Origin of the sequence: Bradyrhizobium sp. LLZ17, assembly GCF_041200145.1 — a bacterium.
In the GTDB taxonomy this organism is placed as follows: domain Bacteria; phylum Pseudomonadota; class Alphaproteobacteria; order Rhizobiales; family Xanthobacteraceae; genus Bradyrhizobium.
On sequence record NZ_CP165734.1, the window covers coordinates 1,603,471 to 1,619,174 of the forward strand.

Consider the following 15,704-nt stretch of genomic DNA (forward strand, 5'->3'; position numbering starts at 1 on the left):
ATCAAGCATGTGGGTAGTCCGGCAAATTTCGCGGCCAGCTTGACGCGGATTCGCGCGGCTTTCCACCACCGCCACGGGCATGCCTGCCCTCACCTTCCGTACCACTACGTGAGTCCCGTTTGCGCAACCCCGGAGGCCAAAAAAATACCTGCCCTGTGAACAGCGGGATGAAGCATGTGCAGCATCGCAGAATGCAAATTTTTTCGGTTGGGAATCCCTGAGGACTCACTGATACTTGTCTCCACAACAGGCGCGGGCTTGCCCCTGTTTTCCCCCGATCTCCACCATATTTAGTATTTGATTCAGGAACTCGCACTAGTTCTTGACGGGCGCAACGGAGAGTCCTAGCTTTCGAACCGTTCGGCGCGAGTGTGTTTGTGTCCCGCCGGCACTCCCCAAAGGGTCCGCAAAACAGCACTCCGCCAAGCCAGACGAAGGCAGCGGGATGAGGGCTTGTCTGCCCTCGAAGGCGGATTTTTCGGGCGCCAGAACGGGCCGGAAACAGGCCCGGATGGCAATGGTTGACGTGGTGGCGTTGAACGCATGTCGCGCACATCCCCCTGGGGGCGGAGGCGCGTGGACGTGCCGGCGGATGTGACCCATCGCGCCGGGAGAAACTGGGCCGGATCCACCGGCTTGAACTGCGAAGCCTCGCAAGGCCGGCACGGCCGTTCGAGGACTCGCGAACTGAAATATCGACCCGGTCGCCCAGCGGAGGCGGTCCGGCTAAAAACAAGGACGGGGCAGACCATGCGGATTGAGCGGCGCCACACCACCCAGGGACAGTCACCTTACGCCGGGATCGAGTTCCGGCAGACCACGTCGGAGATCCGGAATCCCGACGGATCGGTCGTGTTCAAGCTCGACAATGTCGAGGTGCCGACCGAATGGTCGCAGGTCGCCTCCGACGTGCTCGCCCAGAAGTATTTCCGTAAAGCCGGCGTCGCCGCGCGCCTGAAGAAGGTCGAGGAGGAATCCGTCCCCTCCTTCCTGTGGCGCTCCGTGCCCGATACCGAGGCGCTCAGCGAGCTGCCTGAGAAAGAGCGCTATGTCAGCGAGCTCAGCGCAAAACAGGTGTTCGACCGCCTCGCCGGCTGCTGGACCTATTGGGGCTGGAAGGGCGGCTATTTCACCTCCGACGAGGACGCCCAGACCTTCTACGACGAGCTCCGCTACATGCTGACCAAGCAGATGGTCGCGCCGAACTCGCCGCAATGGTTCAACACCGGCCTGCACTGGGCCTATGGCATCGACGGTCCCGGCCAGGGCCATTATTACGTCGACCCCTTCACCGGCAAGCTGACCAAGTCGAAGTCGGCCTACGAGCATCCGCAGCCGCATGCCTGCTTCATCCAGGGCGTCAGTGACGACCTCGTCAACGAGGGCGGCATCATGGACCTCTGGGTCCGCGAGGCGCGCCTGTTCAAATACGGCTCCGGCACCGGCTCCAACTTCTCGCGCCTGCGCGGCGAAGGCGAACGCCTCTCCGGCGGCGGCCGCTCAAGCGGCCTGATGAGCTTCCTCAAGATCGGCGACCGCGCCGCCGGCGCCATCAAGTCGGGCGGCACCACCCGCCGCGCCGCCAAGATGGTCGTGGTCGACGCCGACCATCCCGATATCGAGACCTATATCGACTGGAAGGTGAAGGAGGAGCAGAAGGTCGCTGCCCTCGTCACCGGATCCAAGATCAACCAGAAGCACCTCAAGGCGGTGCTGAAGGCCTGCGTCAACTGCGAAGGTTCGGGCGACGACTGCTTCGACCCCGAGAAGAACCCGGCGCTGCGCCGCGAGATCAAGCTCGCGCGCCGCAGCCTCGTGCCGGACAATTACATCAAGCGAGTCATCCAGTTCGCCAAGCAGGGCTACAAGGACATCCAGTTCGACATCTACGACACCGACTGGGATTCGGAAGCCTATCTCACGGTCTCCGGCCAGAACTCCAACAACTCGGTCTCGCTGAAGGACGATTTCCTCCGTGCGGTCGAGACCGACGGCGACTGGAATCTCGTGGGCCGCACCACGAAGAAGATCACCAAGACGCTGAAGGCGCGCGACCTCTGGGAAAAAATCGGCTACGCCGCCTGGGCCTCGGCCGACCCGGGCCTGCACTTCAACACCACCATGAACGACTGGCACACCTGCAAGGCGTCCGGCGACATCCGTGCCTCCAATCCGTGCTCGGAATACATGTTCCTGGACGACACGGCGTGCAACCTCGCTTCCGCGAACCTGCTGACCTTCTACGACATCCCCTCCAAGCGTTTCGACGTCGAGGGTTACGAGCATCTCTGCCGCTTGTGGACGCTGGTGCTCGAGATCTCCGTGATGATGGCGCAGTTCCCATCGAAGGCAATCGCCGAGCTCTCCTACGAGTTCCGCACGCTCGGGCTCGGCTACGCCAATATCGGCGGCCTGCTGATGACCATGGGCCTGTCCTATGACAGCAAGGAAGGCCGTGCGCTCTGCGGCGCGCTGACCGCGATCATGACCGGCATCACCTACAAGACCTCGGCGGAGATCGCGTCCGAGCTCGGCACCTTCCCCGGCTACAAGAAGAACGCCGCGCACATGCTGCGCGTCATCCGCAACCATCGCCGCGCCGCCCATGGCCAGTCCAACGGCTACGAGGCGCTCTCGGTCAATCCCGTGCCGATGGACCTGGTCTCCTGCCCGCAAGCCGACCTGGTCGCGCATGCGCAGGCGGCCTGGGACGCGGCGCTCGAGCTCGGCGAGAAGCACGGCTATCGCAACGCCCAGACCACGGTGATCGCGCCCACGGGCACGATCGGCCTCGTGATGGATTGCGACACCACCGGCATCGAGCCGGACTTCGCGCTGGTGAAGTTCAAGAAGCTCGCCGGCGGCGGCTACTTCAAGATCATCAACCGCGCGGTCCCCGCGGCGCTGCGCGCGCTCGGCTATCGCGAGAGCGAGATCGCGGAGATCGAGGCCTACGCCGTCGGCCACGGCTCGCTCTCCAACGCGCCGGGCATCAACGTCTCGACGCTGAAGGCCAAGGGCTTCACTGATGAAGCCATCGCCAAGGTCGAGAAGGCGCTGCCGACCGCGTTCGACATCAAGTTCGCCTTCAACAAATGGACCTTTGGCGAGGACTTCATCCGCGACCAGCTCGGCATCGGTGCCGAAGCGATCGCGGCCCCCGGCTTCGACCTGCTCCAGGCCGTCGGTTTCACCAAGCGCGAGATCGAGGCGGCCAACGTCCACATCTGCGGCGCGATGACGGTGGAAGGTGCCCCGCACCTCAAGGCCGAGCACTATCCGGTGTTCGACTGCGCCAACCCTTGCGGCAAAGTCGGCAAGCGCTATCTCTCCGTCGAGAGCCACATCCGCATGATGTCGGCGGCGCAGCCCTTCATCTCGGGTGCGATCTCCAAGACCATCAACATGCCGAATGACGCCACGGTGGAGGACTGCAAGTCCGCCTACATGCTGTCGTGGAAGCTCGCGCTGAAGGCCAACGCGCTCTACCGCGACGGCTCGAAACTGTCGCAGCCGCTCAACTCTCAGCTCATCGCCGACGATGAGGACGAGGACGATGCGGTCGATCATCTCTACGACAAGCCGATGGCCGCGCGCACCGCGCAGGTCTCGGAAAAGATCGTCGAGAAGCTGGTCGAGCGCATCATCGTGATGCGCGAGCGCGAGAAGATGCCGGATCGCCGCAAGGGTTACACCCAGAAGGCCGTGGTCGGCGGGCATAAGGTGTACTTGCGCACCGGCGAGTATGACGACGGCCGCATCGGCGAGATCTTCATCGACATGCACAAGGAGGGCGCGGCGCTGCGCTCCTTCATCAACAACTTCGCCATCGCGGTGTCGCTGGGCCTCCAGTACGGCGTGCCGCTCGACGAATATGTCGACGCCTTCACCTTCACCCGCTTCGAGCCGGCGGGCCCCGTGCAGGGCAACGACTCGATCAAGTACGCGACCTCGATCCTCGACTACGTCTTCCGCGAGCTAGCGGTGAGCTACCTCAGCCGCTTCGACCTCGCCCATGTCGATCCCAGCGAGACCGGCTTCGACGCGCTCGGCAAGGGCGTCGAGGAAGGCAAGGAGCCCGGCGATCACAGCCACGGCGCCTCCAAGCTGGTGTCGCGCGGCCTCACCCGCTCCCGCACCGACAATTTGGTCGTCATGCGCGGCGGCTCGACCGCAGTCGCCCAAGGCAACGACAGCGCACCCTCCGGCGGCAGCAAGGTCACCTCGCTGTCCTCCCACGGTGGCGGTCGCGCCGGCGACGTCCTGGAAGGCGCGGTCGCGCTGAAGCAGGAAGTCAGCCACGACCTCTCGCCCACCGAGAAGCTGGAGGCCCTGCAGTGGAGCAAAGCCGGCAGCGCCGCCACCGCAGCGCCCAGCAAAGCCGAGCGCCGCGCGGAAGCGAAGGCGAAGGGCTACGAAGGCGAGATGTGCAGCGAGTGCGGCAACTTCACGCTGGTGCGGAATGGGACCTGCATGAAGTGCGATACTTGCGGAAGCACGACGGGGTGTAGCTGATCCCATTGGCGCAAGCCCCCGGAGGCAAAGATGCCAGTTGCATTGCGCCAGGGTGGCTTGCGCTACTACTTCTTCTCCAACGAAGGCCAGCCACCTGAGCCGCCGCACGTGCACGTCAAAGGCGGCGGCCGGGACGCCAAGATTTGGCTTGAGCCCGCCATATCAATAGCCGACAGTTATGGCTTCAATCCGCGGGAACTTTCGAATATCCTGCGCGTGGTAGAAGACAACCGCGATCTTCTTCTGAAGGCTTGGCATGACCATTTCGGCAACTAGCGTTCGCTTCGACGAACACACGATGTGGGTCGAATTGTCCGATGGAAGGACACTCGGGATCCCGCTCGCGTGGTTTCCGCGCCTGCTGCATGCAACGCCAGACGAACGCAACCAGGTCGAGCTCAGCCGCGTCGGCTTGCACTGGGAAGCGCTTGACGAAGACATTTCCATTGCTGGCCTGCTCGCCGGACGTGGAGACGTCACGCGAACAGCCGAACACGCGGCGTGACCCTGTCAGGCAACGGTAGCCGTAAGCGACTATCCATGAATGGCGGCCGAAACGCCGCCCTTTGTTGCGCTTGAATCCTGGTCTAGCTCGTAGGGATGGGTTTCGCTGCGCTCTACCCATCCTACGCGCTGATTAAGTGCACACCCAATCAGCCGAATTGCCTTTGCGGTCGAGCCCTTCCCCCCTAAACTCCAGACACCCCGGCATGGGTTCCGACGGGCCCCGGTAGAAGCGGAGTCAAGTTATGCCCAAACCGGAAAGCTTCCCGATCGAGAAGATTTTCGTTCCCACGAAAATGAAGAAGGCGCTCAAGCCCGAGGTCGTCGGGGAGATCGCGGAAAGCATTCTGGACATCGGACAACAGGCCCCTATTTCCGTTCGGATCGACGGAGACCGCCTCGTTCTGGTCGAGGGACTGCATCGGCTCGAAGCCTGCAAGGCGCTCGGCGAGACGACCATTCTCGGTGTCCTGGTCCCGGCCGAGCTTGCTCAACACAAACCGCAGCTGTCCGAACGGCCCGAAGTCGAGGCTGAGCGCATCAAGATGGCGCGATTGAAACAGTTGCGCCTCGAGAAGGAGGCCGCAGAGGCATCGACGGCCGCCTTGAAGAGCATCAACGCAACAGAATCGCCGCGAACCCCGTCGACGAAAGGCGTTCGCGACAATCCGAAGGCATCACCGGGACGGACTGCGAAATCGGCGCCGAAAACATTGTCGGACTGGATCACGCAGCAAAAGGGCACCGGCGGCCGCTATTGATGGCGGGCTCCAGAATTGCGGTGAGAGTGCACTAAACGCACCCTCGTCTTCTTGCGCCCCTACTCTCGCGCCCGACGAACCGCCTCCTCCAGTTTGATCCTCTGCTTGTCCCAGCGCGTGTCCTCCGCGCCGGCGCGTTCGTCCAGCGCGGCACCAGTCCCCACGGGCCCCCACAGCGCCGACTCAGCGAACCTGAACGCGCTCGTGCGCAGCGCAGCACGGTTCGGTCCCGTTTGCGTTGAGCGCTCGTGTTCCGAGCTCGAAAGCTGCTTCGAGTGAGCCCGCTCGGCTGACCAGCCCTCATGCCGCCCTCGGCAACTTCGGCAACCATTGCCTGTTTTTCCCGTTATCCGCCCAGGCAAGCGAAATGAAAGGAGTGGTACGATGAAGAAAATGGCAATGGTGGCGGCCATGGTCGGCGCTCTGGGCGTCAGCTCGGTTGCGACAACATCGCCCGCCGAAGCTCATTGGCGAGGTGGGTGGGGGCCGGCCTCGCCGGCGGCCTGCTCGCCGGTGCGGTGATCGGCGGGCTCGCCTCCTCGGCGTATGCCTGGGGGCCGGGCTATGGCTACTACGACGGTCCAGGGTACTACGGCGCCGGATACTATGGCGGCCCATACGCTTACGACTATGGATACGATGCGCCCTATCGCTGGGGTGGCGGCTACGCGACGACGACCTATTACACGGCGCCGGTTTCCTATGGCTATCGGTACCGTCGCGTCGTGAGGCCCGCGTATGCTTACTATGGGGGAGCCTATCCGGTCGTGCGTCACCGCTGGCATCGTCACTGGTGAGACGAAAGCAAATATTGAGCTCAGGCCGCGCTGCGGAACGCGCGGCCATCTCGCTTCGGCCATCTCGCTTGGACGAGGCGCAAATGGTTGAGGTCACTCCCGTCCCGGCAGAGAAGTCGCGCCGCTTGAACGCCAGTCGTCGGCCGGGACGCTCCTCGGAGTCCTAGTGTTCGCCTTCGCCACCGCGAGGCATTTCAAAGGTCTCTGGAGCAGTTCGGATCGCTAGAACCGCGCGCAATTCCGCCTTGTCGCCAGACGCAAGCGGACGCTCCGAAACAGCGGTTCCAGTTCGGTCCAACTTCGGGCCACCCTCGTCAGCGTCCATTAAGCACAATCCAAAAACTAGCTCATACGCGAAACTGCAACCTTTTGGTGTGATTCCGTTAAAGGGTGCCACGCTACCCATGCAATTGCAGATTGTTTGCATGGAATGCTGGAATGCCCGTCCCGGATCTCGCAAATGGGGTCTTCGATTTTGTCGCTTCGAACAAGGCCTCGCGCCGGGACAGAGACCTCGCGCCGGTTGGGTCAGGACGCAACGAGCGTGCGCTCTGGTTCATCATTGCCGCAGGCACGGCCGGTTTGCTGTTGGCGTGTCGCCTGTTCAACTTCAAAATCGCGCTCACAAGCGGTCTGCTGACGATCGTCACGAACGCCGTTTTGCTCGGTGTCGCACGCCTGAGCAAAAAGCAGGGCTGGATGAAAATCTCCGGCTGGCTCACGGCGAGTGTGCTGATGAGCTTCGTGACGATTGTTCTGACGGCTCTGAGCTACGTGCTTGCGAGCACCAACCTGCCCCTGTGCGATGCCACGCTGATCTCGCTCGACCGGGCGATCGGCGTGGACTGGCCAAGCCTCGTCAGATCGATCATGCACCAGCAAACATTGATGTTCGTGCTCAATGTTGCCTATGCAAGCCTGCACTATCAATGCCCGCTGCTGGTGCCGGTGCTGTTCTTCATGGGCCAGCAAGAAAAAAGGCATGCAGTTCGCTCTCGCCTGGTCGATTGCGCTGGCCGCGACGGTCCTCATCTCACCGTTCACGCCTGCTTTGGGCGGCTATCTTCACTATCAACTCGAGCCTAGGGATTTTCCCGAGGTCCGCGTGGTCGCAGCCTGGTTGTTCGCCGCGCCCTTCCATGCCGTTCGCGACGGCAGCTTGAATGTGATCGACCTCGCGACGCTCGACGGCATCATCACCTTTCCGAGCTTCCACGCCGCTGCGGCGGTTCTGATGGGGTGGCGCTGGCTTGCCGTACCATTGCTGCGTTGGCCCATGCTCGCGCTCAACGCCCTGATGCTGATATCGTCGGTCCCCGTCGGTGGCCACTACATTGTCGATGTGATCGCGGGCAGCCTGCTGGCGATCCTTTCGATCGCCGCTGTATTGTGGTGATGGTGCACTTGTCTGGCATATCGATTGGCCTAATGAGTTGGATTAAACCGTCACCGGATCTGGCTTTGCCTATCCCCGCGACTTGCAATACATAGGACCAACCATGACCTCAGTGCTCCGCATCGCCGCTTTCTCGGACGGCAACAAAGACGGCAATCCCGCCGGCGTCTGGATCGGCGAGGTCTTGCCGGATGCATCGCGGATGCAGGCGATCGCTGCGGATGTCGGGTTCGCCGAAACGGCCTTTGCCGCGCCGGAGGGCGAGGCGTGGCGCGTCCGCTACTTTTCGCCGTCGATGGAAGTGCCGTTCTGCGGGCATGCGACCATCGCATTGGGAGCGGCGCTGGCGCACCGCTACGGCGATCGAGGCTTCGAGCTGCATTTGAACGACGCCGCCATTTCCGTTTCGGGCCGCCGCGACGGCAACACCATTGCGGCGGCGCTGCAATCGCCGCCGACGCGCAGCGCGCCGGTCGATCCGTCGCTGCGTGACGCCCTGCTCGACCTGTTCGGCTACACCATCGCCGATCTCGACCCCAGAATCCCACCCGCCAGGATTCACGCCGGTGCCGATCATGTCGTGCTCGCGCTGACCTCGCGCCAGGCGCTCGCACGCATGAATTACGATTTCGAACGCGGCCGCGCCCTGATGACAAAAGCAGGTCTGGTCACCGTCGCGCTGGTGAGCACGGAAACGCCGCAGCTGTTCCACGTCCGCAATGCCTTTGCCGCCGGCGGTCTCGTCGAAGATCCCGCGACGGGTGCCGCCGCCGCCGCGTTCGCCGGATATCTGCGCGACCTCGGCTGGCCGCACGGCGGCGCCATCGATATCGTCCAGGGCGAAGACATGGGGTTCAAGTCGCTGATCCGCGCAGAGATCGGCGAGCCCGCCGGCAGCTCGATCCGCGTCTCGGGAACGGCACGCTTCATGGACGAAGCGTGACGTCGATTGGGAGATTGACGCGGACGCTCTAGGCATCGGAGGTGCCGTAGCCCGGATGGAGCGCAGCGAAATCCGGGGCCAGTGCGCCTCGCGGCAACATCCCGGATTGCGCTTCGCTCCATCCGGGCTACAGGTCCGTAGGATGGGTAGAGCGGAGCGAAGCCCATCGTGCTTTGCCTACGCGGAAACATGATGGGTTTCGCAAAGGCTCAACCCATCCTACGAGCTGTGCCCGTCAGTACTTTGGCGTTGTGCTCGTGCCCGTGGTTTGAGACTTTGTGCTCGTGCCGGTGGTTTGGCCAGGCGCGAAGTTGGACGCGCCGGCGCTGGTCTTTTTCGAAGCCGTCGCGTGGTGCGTCGCATGGTGCTTCTTGTGTCCAGGAGCGTAGCTGGAAGCGCCCGGCTCGCCCGTTTTAGAGCCCATTTGCTGCATCTCGTGGCCCGGCGTCTTGCCCGATACGCCCTGAGCAAACACGGCTGGTGCTGTTGCCATCAGAATAGCAGCAGAGAGCGCGATGATCTTCGATTTCATGTCGTCCTCCTCCCGATAAAGCCCCCTTAGAGCAACGAAATGAGCCCAGCCCCCGTTCCCTGAATGAATGTCCATAATGGACTGGCCGACGGATGGGGCGAAGCAGGATGCAAGCAGAAGTAAACCCCAAATCGCCTGACCTCCTCTTCGATCACCTGACGCCGATACACAAGAGCCATGCCCAGGAATAGCGAGAGTCTGCTTGCTCGCCTTCGCAGCGTCCGGCGGGGCGCCTGGCGGCTGCGAAAGAAATTCGCGCGAGCACCGCGGATGGTTCGGATCGCCGGCAGCGTGGCGATCTTGTTTGCGGCCCTCGCGCTTCTCAACATCGTCTATCAAATGATCCGCAAGCCGACCGAGTTGTTCGTCCTTGTCGGCAACGCCCTCGACAAGGATCCATCGGAGAACTGGCGGCAATACGGGCCGCTGTTCCGCAAGCGAGAGGCAGGATCTGGGCGCCTTCATCCATCTGTGCGGCGCCGGTCCCGCCACAGCCTACGCGCGCCGCCGCTTTCGCATGATGCGCGGTGAGCGCTGCGGCGATCACCTCGTTGCAAGCTATTTCGCCAAGGTCAAAAGCGATGAAGCGGCAGTTTCGGCGCCTTGCCGCGGATGACAGCAGTAGACGAGGGGTTTCGAAATCGTAGGATGGGTGGAGCGACTTGTCCGCCGTAGCTCGACGGAAGCGATATCCATCGATGCTGCGCGCGACGATCGCAAGAGCTCAACCCATCCTACGAGTTACGATCTACGTCCGCCTCACCGTATCTCGCTCATCGACACCTTGGCGGCGATCCCGCTCAGCTCGGGCTCTTTCGACGCAAACTCCTCTTCGGACGATGAGCCTATCGAGACTTCGACCATCCTGCGCTTGACCTGTTCGCACGTCTTGCGGACGTCTTCGGTGAACAGCGCGCATTCTTCGATGCGCTTGAAAATCTTCCGTCCCTCTTCACGATACCCCGCCGCCGTTTCTCGCATGAAGGCAATCGCATCATGGACCTGGACTGTCAGCGCCTCGCATTTTTGCGCGGCGTCGATCAACTCGGTGCCCATCGCCTCGATCTCTTTTGCGGCGGACTCATAGTCGCGAACGACCGCCTCTGCACTGAGTGCACCGACGCGCGTCACGCCCGCGGTGTGCTCGACATAATCAGGCAGAGCAATGGAAGTAATGGAGCTTCCCGACCGTACCGATGCAATATCAGCCTCGAGTTGGACCAAGTTCACTCCTTCCCGCCTGCGCAATTGTTCAACACTTGCCATGATTGATCCTCCCAATACGCACCCAGAACCCCAAACAGCATTGGGTTTATTACGGGGATAAGCTCGGTTCTACACTGATGTATCCTTGACAGCCCCAGCTTTGCCATTTTTTCCCGGTCTGCGATGACGCACGCAGCGATGGCCTTGCCGCCGTTCAACCTCTCCTGGTGGTGATTGGCGAAAATGGCAGGTTTCGCAAGAAACTCGACGAGCGCCTACCTGGGACGCCACTTTCAGATGCCGGCTGCGAGCGCTGCGGCGATCGTCTCGGCGCAAGGTATCTCGCCAGGGTCAACGCGATGAAGCGGCAGTTTCAGCGGCTTGCGCTGGACGACGGCGATGAGAGAGGGATGGGTTTGAGTTGAATCGATGCGAGCCCCGGAACTCGGATCACCTCTCCCGGCAGGAAAGGTGATCCGCGCCGGCCCATTGTGCTCAGGCCGCTGCGCCAAGATCGGCCCCAAGACGGGCTAGTAGCAGGGCGGGTAAGGCTCGTAGCCGCAACGGCGAGAGCCGTAGGCTCCGTAAGCGCCGTAGGCAGCAGCACCAACCGCGGCAGCTCCAACCCCCACCGCAACCCCGCGGCGCACGGCAGCACCACGATAGACGCCACCACGATAGACGCCGCCGTGATGAACACCCGCGCGACCAACCCCAACGCCTCTTCGATACGCGAAGGCGTCAGTCGAAACAGTCGCGATGCAGGCGATGGCAATGATGGCGGATGCGGTCAGTGAAACGATGGTTCGGCGCGGCATGTCCACTCTCCTTGCTGGATTGGAACGGTGCGTCAGCGTAATTCGCCGATGAGCGGGTTTGTTGATTTAGAACAATGCAGGCGCCTGCGATCTGGCCGCCGGGTTCATGGCGGGACAGTGAGACTGCCCCGCTTGCCCGCATGGACATCAGCGGAAGTCCCGTAGGATGGGTGGAGCGAAGCGATACCCATCACGTCCTTCTCAACACAGTGATGGGTTTCGCAAGGGCTCAACCCATCCTACGCGCTCCGCTCTGCCGATCATGCGCGCCTGATCAAGTCCGCGTTCGCCGCTGACCTCACCACCAATACGGCCAGCGCCACGCCTCATAGCGGACCCACGACGGCTCCAGCGGCGGGCCGTACGGATCGACCCGGTCGTCTTCGGGGCGATAACGATAGCGTGGAACGATGTTGTAATCCCACGGCGTGGGCCTGAGCACGGGCGCCGTGACGATGAGTCTCTCCTGCGGTTCACGAACCACGTACGCCCTGCGCGTCCGGGCTTCAGCGCCTGAGATCCCGAGCTGACACAGCACCACGGCCGTTCCGAGAGCACAGGCGATTGTTGTTTTCTGCATGCGTTGATCTCCTTCCCACCAAGAGTGCAAAAGGACGTCACGCAAGGCAAGCCCAAATTCGCACTCGGCTTGCTTGAATGACAGTCGGCGCCGGCAACTCTCTCCCCCGTCATTGCGAGGAGCCCGCGACAAAATGCGAAGCAATTTTGCGCGGATGCGACGAGGCAATCCAGACTGTCTCCGCGGAGGCATTCTGGATTGCTTCGCTTCGCTCGCAATGACGGGGACTGTGACGGCGCATCGCGCATTGCTTTGGCGCTTGTGCGCCGAAGTGATTGGGGCGCAAACACCGCAGCCGCTCCCAGCGCGAGCCCTACTCCCGCGCCCGGCGCACCGCCTCGGCGAGCTTGGCTCTCTGCTTGTCCCACCGGCTCTGCTCGGCCTCGGCGCGTTGATCGAGCGCGGCGCGCGCGGCTTCGATCTCCTCCGCCCGGGCCTCGTGCTCCCGCATCGCCTTGTCCAGCGCGGCTTGCGCAGTGGCGACGGCTTTCTCCCGATGCGCGCGCTCCCTGGCACGAGCGGTCTCTTGCTTGCGGCGCTCGGCTTCACGGCGCCGCTCTTCCTTCTCGAACGCCGCGGCGGCTTTGCGGGCTTGCTCGCGGTCGATCTCGCGGGGTTGCTCACGCGCGCTCTTGGCCGCGCGCTTGCCCGGTTTGGACCTGGACTTGGCCCTGGACTTGCGTTTGGGCTTCGCATCGTCGTCGGCGAGATCGGTCGGCAGCGCGGCGTGCTCGGTGAACGGGCCGTCCGATCCGACCGGGCGCCGGAGCACGACGCCCGGGCTTGCCATGGTCGCGGCGACGATGTCGGGATCGTCGGTCTCTTTCGCCGCGCCCTGATGGAACAAATTGGAGCTGGCGCCCCAGGCCTCCAGCGCCGCCTTCATCGAGGGCGCGGCGACCGCTTGGTCGTAGAAGCCGAGCGAGGTCTGGTAGGTCTTGAGCTTTCGCGTCGGTTTTCGTGTCGGTTTTTTCGGCATGTCGCCCCGCGGCCTGGCGACGCACAAGCCCTCAGCCGCCACGATGCCATCATGCCCCTGTTTTGCCCGACGAGTCAAATTCTATTCGGGATAGCCGAAGTCGGCCCGACACATGCGCAGCGGCCCCGCTCGACACTTTTTCGGTATCCCAGAAGCCAGAAATCATTGGATGTTTCTACTGTGCATGGGGTTGTTTTCGATGTTTTGCATCTGATGGCAGCGTTTCCCGGGTACGCACGCACCACAAGCGACACACGCGCGCATTTCGCTTGCTTTAGCCGGATGCGAACCTAGGGTGCGCCTCGCCAGCATGGGGGATCAGGCTTTTGACCGACGACACCACGAAATGTCCGAACTGCAATTCGGAGCACGCCTACCAGGATCGCGATCTCTGGATCTGCCCGGAATGCGCCCATGAATGGAGCGCTGCCGACGGTGCGGCAGCGGCTGCGCCGCAAGAGACCGGCGTGCGCGATGCCCACGGCAATGCACTCGCCGACGGCGACAGCGTCATCGTGATGAAGGACCTCAAGGTCAAGGGCTCGTCGTCCGTCGTGAAGGGCGGCACCAAGGTCCGCAACATCCGCCTGCAGGACGCCACCGACGGCCACAACATCGCCTGCAAGATCGACGGCATCGGCGCGATGAACCTGAAGTCGGAGTTCGTGAAGAAGGCGTAGCGGCAACGCCGCGTGTTCCTCCTGCGGAACACACAATCCCTCTTAACCAGCCGGGAAAACTGTGCAATCTCCCAAGTGCCGGGAAGGCGTTTGCAGCGCGTATCTATTTTTCTCAACCCGGGGCTGGCTTTTGACAAGACGTCTTTGATTGCATCACCGCATTCAGACTTGCAGGGCCGCCCGCTGGGCGGCCTTTCCGTTTTCGGGTGAAGTGTGTGTTGCCGCTTGGGCGTGGATCAGCCGCCGAGCACGTTGCCCCAGCCGTCGAAGACGTAGCCTTTCCAGGTGACGGCTCCATCCGCGCAGGGCCGGCTGGCGCGGCGATAGTCGTCGGCCTGGTCGGTGGTCCAGGTGATGATCTTGTCGGTGATGCGATCGTGCAGAATGGCGGGTTCAGCGGGATCGAAGGCGTCCATCGGACGAAGCGAGCTATGCGTCATGCCCGACCAAACGCGCCGTGGGCGGCAAGGTTGCGCTGCGTGATGCATCCCAGCTGCTGGAACCCGGATGGAACCGCCGTTGCCCCCAGGCCACAGTCGCCTGAAAAGCCCTTTTTCGCCGATTTGCGTCATTGCACCGCCACATCGCCGCCCGAACAATTGAGACACCGCGTGCTTGGCTGTGCAACACTGGTTCGACCGAACCTTTCGGAGGCGGGGATCATGAATGATCGGCGGTCTCTTATCGTAGCGGTCTCGTGCCCCTCGGCCGTGATGGTCGGCTGGCTGGCACTGTCCCTCTCCGCCTATGCGCCGGCCCTGATCGAGAACAGCGGCGCCGATGCGGCCGCCGTCTCACGCGCGAAAAATCTCACTCGCCTCGAGCTCGCCGATATCCCGCGCGCTGCGACCATCGAAGACGGCATCGCGCTGACCGCCGACATCGCGGCTGCGGTGGCCACGGTGCCTGGCCCGGCAACTGCCGAAGTAGCAACGACCGAGGCACCCGCCCCCGTCATCAAGCTCGCCTCCGCTGATCCGACCGAGACGCTGCCGGCGGTCTCGCCCGCGCCGATAGCGCCGCCTGAGCCCCAAGTCTCGCCCGAACCTCAGGTCTCACTCGAGCCGGCTCCCGCCGCCAGCGAAGCTGCGCCCGCGGAGCCCACGACCAAGCTCGCATCTGCCGATCCCGGCGACGTCGTGCCGACGGAGATGCTCTCGCCTGCAGCGATCGCGAGCGGGCCCGTTGCCGAAAGCAGGGCGTCGCCCTCGGCCGACAGCGTGGCCGTGCTCGACGAATGCTTCGCCATGGATGCCTGCATCGATCGCTTTCTCTGGGCGCTCTACCAGCGCACGCCGAAGGAAGACTCGATCAAGGTCGAGGACCGCCGCGCCGTCACCATCAAGCGCAGAGGCAAGACGGTCACGGTGATGCGCAGCTTCACCAAGCTCGTCGACGAGGATTTTGGCTGGAAGGATCCGAAAGCGGCCGTGCATGCCAACATGCCGCTGATGGACTACGTCATCGGCGGCATGGACAAGGGCTTCAAGCAAAAGCTGTTTCGCACGCTGCTGGCCGCCGAAGCGGCGGGTCTCTCGCCCGGCATCACCAGCGCGTTCCGCGACGACTATCGCCAATCGATTGCGAGCGGCCTGAAAGCGGCGTCCGACCGCTCCTATCACGGCGGTAGCTCGCGCGGCGGCTACGGCCACGGGCTCGCGGCCGATATCGTCAGCACCAAGGGCGACAACCGCGCGCAGCGCTGGGTCTCGACGGAAGCGCTGTGGAAATGGGTCGACGCGAACGGGAAGGCGCTCGGCATCGGCAGGCCCTATCTCGGCCGCGACCCGCCGCATGTCGGCCCGATCGACGGCCAGGAGTACGTCTCGCGTCGTGGCGTCGCCAGCGACCGCAAGGAAGCCAGCACCGCGAAGTCGAAGAAGCTGCGGACCGCGAGTGCAAAGTCGCAGAAGGCACAATCGGCACGCGAGCAGAAGAGCCCGGCAAAACCGCAGAAGTCGGCGCAGACCGCCGCGAAGCGGGCGACTTGATC

Annotated in this window: 17 protein-coding genes; 11 read left to right on the forward strand and 6 right to left on the reverse strand. The window is 63.2% G+C overall.

Annotated elements, in window-relative coordinates; genetic code table 11:
• Positions 1-750: 750 nt before the first annotated feature.
• From AB8Z38_RS08015 to AB8Z38_RS08050, 8 genes are all read left to right on the forward strand, one after another.
• Entirely contained in the window at positions 751-4,515 is a 3,765-nt protein-coding gene (locus AB8Z38_RS08015) for a vitamin B12-dependent ribonucleotide reductase (protein WP_369724057.1), read from the forward strand.
• A 30-nt stretch (positions 4,516-4,545) separates the two neighbouring features.
• The gene (locus AB8Z38_RS08020; RefSeq protein ID WP_237858097.1) at positions 4,546-4,791 is read left to right on the forward strand and encodes a DUF4160 domain-containing protein; all 246 of its coding nucleotides are present in this window, start codon (positions 4,546-4,548) and stop codon (positions 4,789-4,791) included.
• Positions 4,772-5,020: a DUF2442 domain-containing protein gene (locus AB8Z38_RS08025; RefSeq protein WP_369724060.1), complete on the forward strand. Its 249-nt coding sequence runs from the start codon at positions 4,772-4,774 to the stop codon at positions 5,018-5,020. The genes AB8Z38_RS08020 and AB8Z38_RS08025 overlap by 20 nt, the downstream gene beginning before the upstream one ends.
• 244 nt (positions 5,021-5,264) lie before the next feature.
• Complete coding sequence (locus AB8Z38_RS08030) at positions 5,265-5,780, forward strand: ParB N-terminal domain-containing protein (RefSeq protein ID WP_369724062.1); 516 nt, start codon at positions 5,265-5,267, stop codon at positions 5,778-5,780.
• A 479-nt stretch (positions 5,781-6,259) separates the two neighbouring features.
• On the forward strand, positions 6,260-6,577 hold the full coding sequence (locus AB8Z38_RS08035; protein ID WP_369724064.1) for a hypothetical protein: 318 nt from the start codon (positions 6,260-6,262) through the stop codon (positions 6,575-6,577).
• Between the two features lie 438 nt (positions 6,578-7,015).
• Complete coding sequence (locus AB8Z38_RS08040) at positions 7,016-7,663, forward strand: phosphatase PAP2 family protein (protein ID WP_369724066.1); 648 nt, start codon at positions 7,016-7,018, stop codon at positions 7,661-7,663.
• On the forward strand, positions 7,560-7,973 hold the full coding sequence (locus tag AB8Z38_RS08045) for a phosphatase PAP2 family protein (protein ID WP_369724067.1): 414 nt from the start codon (positions 7,560-7,562) through the stop codon (positions 7,971-7,973). The genes AB8Z38_RS08040 and AB8Z38_RS08045 overlap by 104 nt, the downstream gene beginning before the upstream one ends.
• Before the next feature lie 103 nt (positions 7,974-8,076).
• The gene (locus tag AB8Z38_RS08050) at positions 8,077-8,916 is read left to right on the forward strand and encodes a PhzF family phenazine biosynthesis protein (protein WP_369724069.1); all 840 of its coding nucleotides are present in this window, start codon (positions 8,077-8,079) and stop codon (positions 8,914-8,916) included.
• 235 nt (positions 8,917-9,151) lie between these two features.
• On the opposite strand, the gene AB8Z38_RS08055 is transcribed toward AB8Z38_RS08050, so the two are convergent.
• Positions 9,152-9,448, reverse strand: coding sequence for a hypothetical protein (locus tag AB8Z38_RS08055; protein WP_369724071.1), 297 nt, complete (start codon positions 9,446-9,448; stop codon positions 9,152-9,154).
• Between the two features lie 270 nt (positions 9,449-9,718).
• Here AB8Z38_RS08055 and AB8Z38_RS08060 point away from each other — a divergent pair, with 270 nt between their 5' ends.
• Positions 9,719-9,979 (forward strand): hypothetical protein, encoded by a 261-nt coding sequence (locus AB8Z38_RS08060; RefSeq protein WP_369724074.1) that lies wholly within the window; start codon positions 9,719-9,721, stop codon positions 9,977-9,979.
• A gap of 228 nt (positions 9,980-10,207) precedes the next feature.
• Here the strand turns inward: AB8Z38_RS08060 and AB8Z38_RS08065 are convergent, their stop codons facing one another.
• From AB8Z38_RS08065 to AB8Z38_RS08080, 4 genes are all read right to left on the reverse strand, one after another.
• Complete coding sequence (locus AB8Z38_RS08065) at positions 10,208-10,714, reverse strand: hypothetical protein (protein ID WP_369724075.1); 507 nt, start codon at positions 10,712-10,714, stop codon at positions 10,208-10,210.
• A 470-nt stretch (positions 10,715-11,184) separates the two neighbouring features.
• Positions 11,185-11,472, reverse strand: coding sequence for a hypothetical protein (locus AB8Z38_RS08070; RefSeq protein WP_369724077.1), 288 nt, complete (start codon positions 11,470-11,472; stop codon positions 11,185-11,187).
• Between the two features lie 298 nt (positions 11,473-11,770).
• Positions 11,771-12,052 carry a hypothetical protein gene (locus AB8Z38_RS08075; RefSeq protein WP_369724079.1) on the reverse strand — a complete coding sequence of 94 codons (282 nt, stop codon included), beginning with the start codon at positions 12,050-12,052 and terminating at the stop codon, positions 11,771-11,773.
• A 313-nt stretch (positions 12,053-12,365) separates the two neighbouring features.
• Positions 12,366-13,031: a cell envelope biogenesis protein TolA gene (locus AB8Z38_RS08080; RefSeq protein WP_369724081.1), complete on the reverse strand. Its 666-nt coding sequence runs from the start codon at positions 13,029-13,031 to the stop codon at positions 12,366-12,368.
• Between the two features lie 326 nt (positions 13,032-13,357).
• Here AB8Z38_RS08080 and AB8Z38_RS08085 point away from each other — a divergent pair, with 326 nt between their 5' ends.
• Entirely contained in the window at positions 13,358-13,711 is a 354-nt protein-coding gene (locus tag AB8Z38_RS08085) for a zinc ribbon domain-containing protein YjdM (RefSeq protein WP_369724083.1), read from the forward strand.
• 236 nt (positions 13,712-13,947) lie between these two features.
• On the opposite strand, the gene AB8Z38_RS08090 is transcribed toward AB8Z38_RS08085, so the two are convergent.
• Positions 13,948-14,151 carry a hypothetical protein gene (locus AB8Z38_RS08090; protein WP_369724085.1) on the reverse strand — a complete coding sequence of 68 codons (204 nt, stop codon included), beginning with the start codon at positions 14,149-14,151 and terminating at the stop codon, positions 13,948-13,950.
• Between the two features lie 222 nt (positions 14,152-14,373).
• Between AB8Z38_RS08090 and AB8Z38_RS08095 the strand changes: the two genes are divergently transcribed.
• On the forward strand, positions 14,374-15,702 hold the full coding sequence (locus tag AB8Z38_RS08095) for a hypothetical protein (RefSeq protein ID WP_369724087.1): 1,329 nt from the start codon (positions 14,374-14,376) through the stop codon (positions 15,700-15,702).
• The last annotated feature ends 2 nt before the right edge of the window (positions 15,703-15,704 follow it).